The sequence below is a fragment of the Actinoplanes subtropicus genome (genome assembly GCF_000721705.1).
Lineage (GTDB): Bacteria > Actinomycetota > Actinomycetes > Mycobacteriales > Micromonosporaceae > Actinoplanes > Actinoplanes subtropicus.
On record NZ_JOJL01000045.1, the window covers coordinates 24,035 to 35,718 of the forward strand.

Consider the following 11,684-nt stretch of genomic DNA (forward strand, 5'->3'; position numbering starts at 1 on the left):
CGTACCCGCGTGGTTTCCTTGATGCCGTGAGCACGCCGGCCGCTTCCGCCTCGGTGCGCCGGCCGGTCTACCGCCTGGTCCGGCGCCCGGCCGCCGCGCTGCCCGCGTTGCGGGCCGACGAGCTGCAGCGGTATGTGTCGGAGCACGTCGACGGGCCCCTCCTCGTGGTCGGCGGCCCGGGCACCGGCAAGACCACGATGCTGGTCGAGGCGGTGGCCGCGCGCATAGCCGAGGGCGTCGACCCGGAACGCATCCTGATCCTGACCTTCGGCCGCCGCGGCGCGATGGCGCTGCGCGACCGCATCGAGGCGCGGATCGCGGGCGACCGCGGCCGCATCATGCACGAGCCGCTGGTGCGGACCTTCCACGCTTATTCGTATGCGTTGCTCCGCCGCGCCGCGGCCGAGCGCGGCGAGCCGTCCCCCCGCCTGCTCACCGGCCCGGAACAAGACTTGATCATCCGCGAGCTCCTCGAGGTGGTCGCCGATCCGGATGCGCCGGACGAGATCGGCTGGCCCGAGGGCCTGCGCCCGGCGCTGCCGACCCGCGCGTTCGCCCAGCAGCTGCGCGACCTGATGCAGCGGGCGGCGGAACGAGGCATCGGCCCGGTCGAGCTGGCCCGCCTGGGCGAGCGCCTGGGGCGCGACGACTGGCCGGCGGCGGCGCGCTTCCTGAGGGAATATGTCGCGGTCCTGGCCCTGCGGGACGTGACGACGCGCGGCTCCACGGCGTATGACCCGGCCGAGTTGGTACGGGCGGCGTCCGGGCTGCTGGCCGACGATCCCGAGTTGCTGGCCGCCGAGCGAAACCGGCTGGCGCAGGTGTATGTGGACGAGCTGGCGGATACCGACCCGGCGCAGGTGGAGCTGCTGGCCCAGGTCGCCGGCGGCGGCAAGCCGCTGGTGGCGTTCGGCGACCCGGATGCGTCGATCTACGGCTTCCGGGGCGCCGACCCGGGCGCCGTGTCAGCGTTCCCGGCGAAGTTCCGGACGGCGTCGGGCGCGCTCGCCGAGACGATCACCCTCCACACCAACTACCGAGCGGCGGCGCCATTGCTCACGGCCACCTCACGCGTGGCCCGGCACATGCGCGGCCCGATCACCCACCGCCCGATGCACCCCCCGGCGCCGCCCCCCACCGAGCCCGGCGAGCAGCCCAGCCACGACCCAGCCGCGACGGGCCCCACCAAGTCCGGCCACCCGCCCAGGGTGCCTGGTGAGCAGACCGACGGCCTGACCGAGGGGGCAATTGTCCGGACTTTCCGGGCATCCACCGCCGAAAGCGCCTACGTAGCCCACGCCCTACGCGAGGCCCACCTCCTCCACAAAGTCCCCTGGTCGAGGATGGCGGTCGTCCTCCGCTCCACCTCGCTGCAACTGCCGTCCTTCCAACGAGCCCTGGCCGCCGCCGGCGTACCGACCGTCACCCACGCGGAGGACCTCCCGCTCCACCTTCAGCCGGCCGTCGCCCCGTTCCTCCTGCTTCTCCGCTGCGCCCTGGACACGGAGTCGCTGACCGAGGAAGCCGCCGTAGCCCTCCTCCACTCCCCCCTGGGCGGCGCCGACCCACTGGCCGAGCGCCGCCTGCGCCAGGGCCTCCGCGCACTGGCCCTGGCCGCCGGCGACCGACGCCCCTCGGGCGAGCTGCTGCTGGATGCCGTACGAGACCCCGCCGGCCTGGACCTGGTCGACCGCCGCTGGGCCCGCCCCGCCCAGACCGTGGCCCGCCTGATCGCCACCGCCAAGGAGGCCGCCGCCGAGCCCGGCGCCAACGCCGAGCAGGTCCTGTGGACGGTCTGGCGGGAGAGCGGCCTGTCCGACCGCTGGTTCGGCATGAGCACCCGGGTGGGCCTCTCCGACGACGCCGACGTGGCCCGGGCCCGGCAGTGGCGCGCCGAGGCCGCCGACCGTGATCTCGACTCGATGGTGGTCCTCTTCGACGCGGCCGCCCGCTTCGTCGACCGCCTCCCGGGCGCGCGGACCGAGGTCTTCCTCGACCACGTCCTCGGCCAGGACCTGCCGGCCGACTCGATCGCCCCGAGTGCCGACCGTGGCGAAGCGGTCCGGCTGCTCACCGCGCACGCGGCCAAGGGTCTGGAGTGGGATGTGGTGGTGCTGGCCGGCGTCCAGGAGGGCATCTGGCCCGACCTGCGCCTGCGCGGCAGCCTGCTCGGTTCGGAACGCCTGGTCGACGTCCTGGCCGGCCGCGCCGCCACCGGGACCGCGGCGGTGGTCGGCGAGACCTCGGCGCTGCTCGACGAGGAGCGCCGCCTCTTCTACGTGGCCGCCACCCGCGCCCGCCGCAAGCTGATCGTCACCGCCGTGGCCTCGGCCGGCGTGGGCGGCTCCGAGGGCGAGGAACAGCCGAGCCGCTTCCTGACCGAGCTGTCCTTCCCGCTGCCCGGCCCCGAGTCCCCGCCGCCCCCGCCGAGCCCGCCCGACCCCGACCCCTGGGCCACCGGCCCTCCCGACCCCGACGCGACCGACCCGTCAGACGCGGCCGACCCGTCAGACGCGGCCGGCCCGTCAGACGCGGCCGCGCCGTCCGACGAGGGTGCGGCGAGCTATGACGCTGGTCCGCCGACCGTTGCCGAAGAAGAGATTCCGGTGGGTCGGGCACCCCGCGCGCTCACCCTCGCCGGCCTGGTCGCCGAGCTGCGTACGGTCGTGGTGGGAAGGGACCAAACGCCCGCCCGGCGGTGGGCCGCCGCCGCGGAATTGGCCAGGCTGGCCGTGGCCGGGGTGCCCGGCGCTCATCCCGACGAGTGGTGGGGCTTGCGGCCGCTCTCCGACGATCGGCCGCTGGTCGACGAGGGTGAGCCGGTCAAGGTCACCCCGTCCTCGATGGAGAGCGCCCTCCGCTGCAGCCTCCGCTGGCTTCTCGAACGACACGGCGGCGCCGCCCCGCCCGGCCCCGCCCAGGGCGTCGGCAACCTCGTGCACGCCGCCGCCATGCTCGCCGAGGACGCCAACGCCGATCGGGAGAAGCTCGTCGAGTATGTCGACGCCCGGTTCGACGCGATCGAGCTTGCCGCCCGCTGGCTGGCCGGCCCCGAGCAGGAACGCGCCCAGGGCATGGTCGACAAGCTGCTGCGCTGGCTGGCCGCCAACCCGCGCCGGCTGCTCGCCATCGAGCACGAGTTCACCGTGCGTCTCGAGGACGAGAAGCGCCCGATCCAGCTCACCGGCCGGGTCGACCGGCTCGAGGTGGACGAGAACGGCCGGCTCGTCGTGATCGACCTCAAGACCGGCAAGACCACCACCGTCTCGTCCGCCGACGTCGAGGAGCACGCCCAGCTCGCCGGCTACCAGGCCGCCGTCGAGGCCGGCGCGTTCGCGGAGCAAGGCCACGGCGCCGAGAGCGGGGGCGCCGCGCTGGTGCAGCTCGGGCCCGGGAAAGATGCTCGCGAGCAGATGCAACTCCCGCTGGCCGACGCGACCGACCCGCAATGGGCGTACGCGATGGTCCGCCGCACCGCCGAGACCATGGCCGCCGCCACGTTCTCGGCCGTGGCGAACAGCCGGTGCCGGGTCTGCCCGGTCCGCACCAGCTGCCCGATCTCCGGCAAGGGGCGCCAGGTAGTAGAAGATACGCAGTGACCCAGCCCAGCCTCTTCGCCGACGAGCCGTCGGCGCCACGTCGTCGTGCCGACTCGGGACCGCGCTACACGCCGGCCGAGCTGGCCAGGCTGCTGCGCCTGCCGCCGCCGACCGGGGAGCAGGAAGAGATCATCTCGGCGCCGGTGGAGCCGCTGCTCGTGGTCGCCGGCGCCGGTTCGGGCAAGACCGAGACGATGGCCTCGCGGGTGGTGTGGCTGGTCGCCAACGGGTACGCGCACCCCGACCAGATCCTCGGCCTCACCTTCACCCGGAAGGCGGCCGGCGAGCTCGCCCACCGGGTCCGCACCCGCCTGGGCCAGCTGGTGCGGCGCCTCGGCCGGGACGACGCGCTGGTCGGCGAGGCCACGATCGCCACCTACCACTCGTACGCGGCCCGGATCGTCACCGAGCACGGCCTGCGCGCCGGCTTCGAGCCCTCCGCCCGCCTGCTGACCGAGGCGGCCCGCTGGCAGATCGTCGACTCGCTGGTCCGGTCGTACACCGGCGAGATGACCGGGCTCAACCGGGCGCCCGGCACGGTCACCGACGACGTGCTGGCGCTCGCCGGCGAGCTCGCCGAGCACCTGGTCACGCCGGACGACCTGGCCGCCTGGACCGGCCGGTTCTTCGCCGAGGTGCAGGAGCTGCCGGGCCGGGTCTACAAGGACGTCTCGGACGCCCTGCAGCGGCAGCGCCAGCGACTCACCCTGCTGCCCCTGGTCCGCCTCTACGACCAGCGCAAGCTCGACCTGGAGGCGATGGATTTCGGCGACCAGATGGCCCGGGCCGCCCGGGTGGCCCGCGACCACGCCGAGGTCGGCGAGATCGAGCGCGGCCGGTACCGGATCGTCCTGCTCGACGAGTACCAGGACACCAGCCACGCCCAGGTGACCATGCTGAACGCTCTCTTCGGCGGCGGACACCCGGTCACCGCGGTCGGCGACCCCTGCCAGTCGATCTACGGCTGGCGCGGCGCCTCGGCCGGCACCCTCGACCGCTTCCCCGGCGAGTTCATCACGGCCGCGGGCGAGGACGCGGCCATCAAGACCCTCACCACGAGCTGGCGCAACCGCCCCGAGATCCTCGAGGTGGCCAACGAGCTGTCCCGGCCGCTGCGGGATTTCGGCGCGCAGGTGGCCACGCTGCGGGCCGCGCCCCGGGTGGCGGCGAGCGTGGGCGGGCGTACGGTCACTTGCGCGTTGCTGCCCACGTACCAGAACGAAGCGGACTGGATCGCCGACCAGATGCTCACCGCTTGGCGGATCGCCGCCGGGATGTTCGACGCGTCGCCCGAGCAGATCCCGGTGGAGAAGCGTCCGACCAGCGCGGTGCTGGTGCGGGTGCGCAGCCAGATCGCGGTGATCGAGCAGGCGCTGCGGGCCCGCGGGCTGCCGGTCGAGGTGGTCGGCCTGGGCGGCCTGCTGGACACCCCCGAGGTCCGCGACGTCGTGTGCACGCTGCGGGTGCTGGCCGACCCCACCGACGGGGCCTCGCTGCTGCGGTTGCTGACCGGCGCCCGCTGGCGGATCGGGCCCCGCGATCTGGTCGCCTTGCATCGGCGGGCGCGCGGGCTGGCCGCGGCCCGCGCCGAGGTGGTAAACCGGGCCGACCCGGAGGAGGTGCTCGCCGACCGGCTCGACGACGCCACCCTGGTCGAGGCGATGGCCGACCTGGGCGCCCCGCAGCAGTACTCGGCCGAGGGCTATCTGCGGCTGCGCGCGTACAGCCGGGAGTTGGGCGCGCTCCGGCAGCGCCTGGACCAACCCCTGCCCGACCTGGTCGCGGACATCGAACGGACCACCGGCCTGGACGTCGAGGTCGCGGTGCGCGGCTGGCGGGCCGGCGACGCGGGCCTGGCCCGGGGTCACCTGGACGCGCTGGGCGACGTGGCCGCCCGGTACGCGGCCGAGACCGACGGCGGCACGCTGGCCGGCTTCCTGGCCTTCCTGGCCGCGGCCGAGGAGGAGGAGCGCGGCCTCGAACCGGGCCAGGTCGACGTGGTCGAGGGCGCGGTGCAGATCCTGACCGCGCACGCCGCGAAGGGCCTGGAGTGGGACGTGGTCTCGGTGGCCGGCCTGTGCAAGGGCGTCTGGCCGGGCCTGGTCCGCGGCACCGACCACTACCTGATGGGAATCGGCGTGCTGCCGTTCCCGCTGCGCGGCGACGCCGAGGGCCTGCCCCGGCTGGATCTCTCCGAGGCGGAGGACCAGAAGGGCGTGCTGGCGGCGGTCACCGCCTTCGGCCGGGCCTGGCGGGAGCATGACGAACGAGAAGAACGAAGGCTTGCGTACGTGGCGGTGACCCGTCCCCGCCGCCTCCTGCTGTGCTCGGGGTACTGGTGGGGCGACGGCGTCAAGCGGCCGCGGGGCCCGTCCGTCTTCCTCGACGAGATCCGGGCGAGCTGCGAGGCCGGCGCCGGCCTGGTCACCGAGTGGACGGTGGAGCCCGCCCCGGAGGCGACCAACCCGTCCGGTGAGGAGGTGACCTCGCAGGAGTGGCCGCTCGACCCGCTGGGCCGCCGCCGCCCGGCCATGACCGCGGCCGCCGACCTGATCCGCCGCATGATCGCCGACCCGGACGCCTCGGCCGCGACCGCGTTCGCCGAGCTGGCCGCCCACGAGCCGGAGATCGCCGCGCAGGCGGGCTTCGCGGCCGACCTGGTGGGCCTGCCGACGCCGGACGACCCGGAAGACCCGGACATCGTGCGCTGGCGACGGGAGGCCGACCTGCTGCTGGCCGAGCGGGACGAGCGGTCCCGCCGGGACGGCCCGGTCAAGGTGGCGCTGCCCGCCCACCTCTCCGTCTCGCAGCTGGTGGTGCTGCGCCGCGACCCGCAGGCGCTGGCCCGTTCGCTGCGCCGCCCGCTGCCGCAGCGACCCGCGCCGTACGCCCGCCGGGGCACCGCCTTCCACGCCTGGCTGGAGCAGCGCTTCGGCTCGGCCCGGCTGATCGACATCGACGAGCTGCCGGGCGCGGCCGACGACGACGCGGCCGCGGACGACGAGCTGGCCGCCCTGCAGGAGGCGTTCCTGACCGGGGAGTGGGCCGACCGTACGCCGATCGAGGTGGAGGTGCCGTTCGCGACCTCGGTGGCCGGTGTCGTGGTGCGCGGCCGGATGGACGCCGTCTTCGCCGAGTCGGGCAACCGGTACGACGTGATCGACTGGAAGACCGGCCGGCGGCCCAGCGGCGCCGAGGCGGAGGCGGCGGCGGTGCAGCTGTCCGCGTACCGGATCGCCTGGGCCTCGCTGGCCGGGGTGCCGATCAACCGGGTCCGGGCCGGCTTCCACTACGTACGCGAGCAGGTGACCGTCCGCCCGGCCGACCTGATGGACGCCGACGCACTCGCGGCGCTGCTCGCCGACGTCCCCGAATCGAGTGACTAGGCGACGGCCGCCGCCAGCAGGTGGAGCAGCGCGCCGGCGTACGCCTCCTCGGCGCTCGCCCCCTCGAACCGCCGCTCCTCGCCGAGCAGGTCGATGGTCACCTCGAAGCCGTCGGCCGCCCGGCGCAGGCCGCGGAACGTCCCGCCGAGCAGCTCCCGCAGCTGGTCCTCGCGGGGCAGCCAGAGGGCTTCCTCCAGCTCCACGTCGTCGAGGGCCCACTCGGTGGTGCCGTTGAAGCCGATCATGCGGCCCTCCGGCACGGTATGCACCTGGATGGTCATGTTGCTGAGCACGAAGACCTCGTCGTCCAGATCGCGGTCCGGAACCGCGAAGCGGTCGCCGAGAGCCGGCTTCCAGCTCAGACCCGCCTCTCGGAGCCGCTGTGCCAGTTGTACGCCGATCACCGCTGAGTCCCCTCTTCCGTGCTACGCTCCGGACGTTGTTCGTTTGGTTCCCAAGTACTCAGGAGCGCCTGTGGGGTTATCTGCCCAAGGCGCTTTTTGTCGTAACCCGGGTTTCTCCGGTACGGGCGATCAGTACGGCGACACGAGACTCGGGGAATCCGGGTCTTACCACCTCGCTCCTGTCCATAATGGCCTGGAGCGATCGACCGTCGAGGAGACGATCATGGTTACCGGCGTTGTGAAGTGGTTCAACGCGGACAAGGGCTTCGGGTTCATCACCCCGGACGACGGCGGGGCCGACGTCTTCGCCCACTTCTCCGCGATCCAGATGTCGGGCTACCGCAGCCTGGAGGAGAACCAGCGAGTCGAGTTCGAGGTCACCCAGGGCCAGAAGGGCCCGCAGGCCGCGAACATCCGCGCAGTCTGATCTTCGTAAAGGTCAGATCTCGATGTGACGGCGCCGCATCTCTGGTGGGGTGCGGCGCCGTTCCGGGCCTCCCGGGGTGCCCCGTATCCGGCAACGGCCCGCGATCAGCCCCGAAGGGGCGATCGCCCGCGGCGCCGGAGGCGACGCCAGCCAGCTCAGCTCAGACGGCGGCTGCCTCGGGCAGCGGCGCCGTCCCGCCCAGGTGCGCCGGCAGCCACCAGCGATCCTCCGACCCGGCGGGCTTGTCCGGGTACGCCTTCTGCACCGCATCCAGCAGGCCGGAGAGCCGCTCCTTGAGCGTCGCGGTGAGCGCGTCGGGCGAGATCCCCTTGGGCATCTCGATCGCCTGACCCACCTTGATCAGCACCGGCACGTGCCGCTTGGTCAGTTCTTTCTTGTGCCCCTTGGTCCACAGCCGATGCGGGCCCCAGACCGCCATCGGGACCAGCGGCACCTTCGCCGTACGGGCCAGCCGTACCGCGCCGGACTTCAGCCCCTTCACGGTGAACGACTCGCTGATCGTCGCCTCCGGGAAGACGCCGACCACCTCGCCGTCCTTCAGCGCGGTGGTGGCCTCGCGGAACGACGCCGCGCCGGCGTCCCGGTCGACCGGGATGTGCCGCATGCCGCGCATCAGCGGACCACTGATCTTGTGGTCGAAAACCGACTTCTTCGCCATGAACCGGACCAGACGCTTGGTCGGCTGGGCGGCCAGGCCACAGAAGATGAAGTCCAGATAGCTCACGTGGTTACTCGCCAGCACCGCCCCGCCCTCGGTGGGGATGTGCTCGGCGCCGTCGATCTCGATACGCAGATCGAGCACGCGGAACATCGTCTTGGCTAAGGCGATGACCGGGGGATACACGAGTTCCATGGAAAGACGGTAGCCGAACTCACTGAAGATCGGCTGTGTCGGGGTGCAACCGTCCCCGCCCCGGCTGCGTCTTTACTTTGTGACGCCTGTGTTCAGACCCCGGGGGAGGACCCGCATGCGCAGCACGCCCGGCCGTCGCGAGCTGGCGTTCGTGCTGGCCGTGGCCGCCGCGGGCCTGGCCCTGGTCCTGGTCGTGGTCTTCGCGCCGTGGTATCCGGCGGCCCCGCCCGCCCCCGCCCGGGTCGCGACCGTCCGCGACCACATCGTCCGCCTCGTCGACGATCAGCCGGCCGGGGCGTCCACGATCACCCGCTGACCCGCGCCGCGTCCGGGCGGCGCTCAGGTACGTGGTGTTCACTGGGATTCATGTCTGAGCCGACCCCGGAGACGTTCGCCTGGCAGCGCCCCGGCGACCGGTTCGCGTCCGGCATGGTGACGGCTCCGCCCGGCCCGCCGGTGACGCCGCCCTCCGCCCCGCCCGAGCCGCCCCGGCCGGATGGCCCGCGCCGCCGCCGTCGCCAGCTGCAGATCTTCGCGGGCGTCGCCGGCGGGATCGTGGCGATCGGCCTGACCATCATCCTGGTGCTCGCCTTCTCCGGCGACACCAGCGTCTTCCACCGCAAGGAGTCGGCGCCCACCGACGTGCGGCCGCCGCTCGCCCAGGCCTGCCCCGAGCCGACCTCGTCGCCGAGCGCCGCGCCCACCCAGGCGCCGAGCGCGTTGCCGCCGGCGACCGGGGCGCGCACGGTCGACAAGGAAGCGGGCATCTCCTACAAGGCCTATGGCGCGCCCTGGGTGCCGTGGGACGAGGTGTGGCGGGCCGGCACGCTGGAGGTGCCCTACAAGACCGGCCAGCACTTCATCACCGAGACCTACGCGGGCGGCGACTACCACGCGTCGATCCTGTCCGCCGCGGTGCCGGCCGCCGACAACGACGCCATGACCCTCAACCTCGAGTGCGTCGGCCAGCAGGTGGCCGCCGACGTCCGAGCCGAGTACTACCCCCAGCCGAACACGCTGGACCGCATCAAGGACGGCCTCACCACGCTCGGCGGCCGCCCGGCCTACCTGAGCGAGTTCCGCCTGCACTTCCACGCCCAGGGCCTGACCGCCACCGACGAGCTCTCCGCGGTCGCCGTCATCGACGTCGGCAAGCCCACCGCAGCCGTCCTTTACGTCTCCATCCCCGGCACCCATAAACAATGGGACTACGTGGTCGATGACGTCATGCAGAGCGTCCGGGTGGTCTGAAACCATGCAGGACAGCCCGGCGGCCGCGCGCGGAGGGCGACCAACGACGGCGCTGGGCGCTGAATCGGGGACTGGTGTCCAGCGTACGGTCGAATGGTCTGGCTCTTAATTGCCGGTCAATCCCCAACGCTTTCGGAGGGCGTTGTCGGCGGTGTTGAAGAGGACGTCGATCAGGATGCCGATGACCAGGACGACGATGATGTAGCAGATCACCAGGCTGGAGTCGGAGAGGTCGCGGGCCTGCTGCATGCGGACGCCGATGGAGAGCGCGCCCGGCACGATCACCAGGAGTTCGCCGGCCATCAGGCTGCGCCAGGAGAACGCCCAGCCCTGCTTCAGGCCGGAGATGAACGACGGCAGCGACGCCGGCAGGATCAGGTGGCGGTATTTCGCGAGGCCCTTCATGCCCAGCACCTGGCCGACCCGCAACCAGGTTCGCGGCACGTAGTCGATGCCGCTGATCAGGCCGTTCGCGACCGACGGCGCGGCGCCGATGACCACCACGAACAGGATCGCGCTCTCGCTGATCTGGAAGAGCAGGATGGCCAGCGGGAACCACATGATCGACGGCATCGTCTGCAGGCCGGTGATCAGCGAGCCGATCGCGGCCCGCAGCGGCGCGAACCGGGAGACCGCGGCGCCGACGATCGTGCCGATCAGCACCGCCAGGCCGAAACCGGTGAGCGCCCGGATCAGGGTGAGGCGCACGCCGTCCCAGAAGTCGCCGGTGGTGATCACGTCCTTCAGGTCGCCGAAGACCGTCCGCGGGCCGGGCAGGACGTATTCCGGCTTCCACCCCGACCAGACCACGACCTGCCAGAGCAGCAGCACGATCGCCACGGCCAGCAGCTTGGGCCAGGTGCTCTTCCAGATCCGCTTGCCGAGCGTGCCCTTGTCGGACTTCGGCGCGAGCTCGAGGTTGTCGAGGCCGTTGACCTCGGCGGACTCGGCGACGGTGGTCTCAGTTGGCATGGCGGGCCACCTCCGCGCGGAGCCGGTCGGTGATCTCGGCGGCCTGGCCGGAGACCTCGGGGGAGTCGATGCGCCGGGGCCGGCCGTGGGTGACCGGGAAGTCCTCGATCACCCGGCCGGGCCGGCTGCTCAGCAGCACGACCCGGTCGCCGAGGCGGACCGCCTCACGCACGTTGTGGGTCACGAACAGGACGGTGAGCTCCTGCTCCCGCCAGATCCGCTCGAGCTCGTCGTGCAGGATGTCGCGGGTCATCGCGTCCAGTGCGCCGAACGGCTCGTCCATCAGCAGGACGTCCGCGTTCTGGGCCAGCGCGCGGGCCAGTGCCACCCGCTGGCGCATGCCGCCGGAGAGCTCGTGCGGCCGCTTCTCGCCGAAGCCGCGCAGCCGGACGATCTCCAGCAGCTCCTGCGCGCGCTTGCGGCGCTCGGCCTTGCCCACCCCCTGCAGCCGCAGCGGCAACTCGACGTTGCCGGCCACCGACAGCCAGGGGAAGAGCGCGGCCTCCTGGAACATCAGCGAGACGTTCCGGCCGCCGATGTCGAAGGTGCCGCCACTGATCTTGTCCAGCCCGGCGACCAGCGAGAGCAGCGTGCTCTTGCCGCAGCCGGAGGCGCCCAGCAGGCAGACGAACTCGCCCTGCCGGACGGTCAGCGAGACGTGGTCGAGCGCCAGCAGCGCCGAGGCACCCGACCCGTACTGCTTGGAGACATTCTCAAGGCGGACAACCGCATCGGTCGTACGGACGTGGGTCTGTTCCAGGAGGCTCATGC

General features: G+C 72.8%; 9 protein-coding genes. 5 read left to right on the plus strand and 4 right to left on the minus strand.

Going from position 1 to position 11,684, the window contains the following annotated elements; genetic code table 11:
• The first annotated feature begins 26 nt into the window (after positions 1–26).
• Positions 27–3,599: an ATP-dependent helicase gene (locus IH26_RS0145430; protein WP_030442526.1), complete on the plus strand. Its 3,573-nt coding sequence runs from the start codon at positions 27–29 to the stop codon at positions 3,597–3,599.
• Positions 3,596–6,985, plus strand: a complete 3,390-nt coding sequence (locus tag IH26_RS0145435; protein ID WP_030442527.1) for an ATP-dependent helicase — start codon at positions 3,596–3,598, stop codon at positions 6,983–6,985. The genes IH26_RS0145430 and IH26_RS0145435 overlap by 4 nt, the downstream gene beginning before the upstream one ends.
• On the opposite strand, the gene IH26_RS0145440 is transcribed toward IH26_RS0145435, so the two are convergent.
• Positions 6,982–7,389 (minus strand): hypothetical protein, encoded by a 408-nt coding sequence (locus IH26_RS0145440; RefSeq protein WP_030442528.1) that lies wholly within the window; start codon positions 7,387–7,389, stop codon positions 6,982–6,984. The genes IH26_RS0145435 and IH26_RS0145440 overlap by 4 nt on opposite strands.
• Positions 7,390–7,612: 223 nt before the next feature.
• Here IH26_RS0145440 and cspE point away from each other — a divergent pair, with 223 nt between their 5' ends.
• Positions 7,613–7,816, plus strand: coding sequence for a transcription antiterminator/RNA stability regulator CspE (gene cspE, locus IH26_RS0145445; protein ID WP_030442529.1), 204 nt, complete (start codon positions 7,613–7,615; stop codon positions 7,814–7,816).
• A gap of 160 nt (positions 7,817–7,976) precedes the next feature.
• On the opposite strand, the gene IH26_RS0145450 is transcribed toward cspE, so the two are convergent.
• Positions 7,977–8,690, minus strand: a complete 714-nt coding sequence (locus IH26_RS0145450; RefSeq protein ID WP_030442530.1) for a lysophospholipid acyltransferase family protein — start codon at positions 8,688–8,690, stop codon at positions 7,977–7,979.
• Between the two features lie 115 nt (positions 8,691–8,805).
• Between IH26_RS0145450 and IH26_RS0145455 the strand changes: the two genes are divergently transcribed.
• Positions 8,806–9,006, plus strand: a complete 201-nt coding sequence (locus tag IH26_RS0145455) for a hypothetical protein (protein ID WP_030442531.1) — start codon at positions 8,806–8,808, stop codon at positions 9,004–9,006.
• A 50-nt stretch (positions 9,007–9,056) separates the two neighbouring features.
• The gene (locus IH26_RS0145460) at positions 9,057–9,941 is read left to right on the plus strand and encodes a hypothetical protein (RefSeq protein WP_030442532.1); all 885 of its coding nucleotides are present in this window, start codon (positions 9,057–9,059) and stop codon (positions 9,939–9,941) included.
• A gap of 105 nt (positions 9,942–10,046) precedes the next feature.
• On the opposite strand, the gene IH26_RS0145465 is transcribed toward IH26_RS0145460, so the two are convergent.
• Positions 10,047–10,913 (minus strand): ABC transporter permease, encoded by an 867-nt coding sequence (locus IH26_RS0145465; protein WP_030442533.1) that lies wholly within the window; start codon positions 10,911–10,913, stop codon positions 10,047–10,049.
• Positions 10,903–11,682: an ABC transporter ATP-binding protein gene (locus tag IH26_RS0145470; RefSeq protein ID WP_030442534.1), complete on the minus strand. Its 780-nt coding sequence runs from the start codon at positions 11,680–11,682 to the stop codon at positions 10,903–10,905. The genes IH26_RS0145465 and IH26_RS0145470 overlap by 11 nt, the downstream gene beginning before the upstream one ends.
• Positions 11,683–11,684 lie beyond the last annotated feature (2 nt).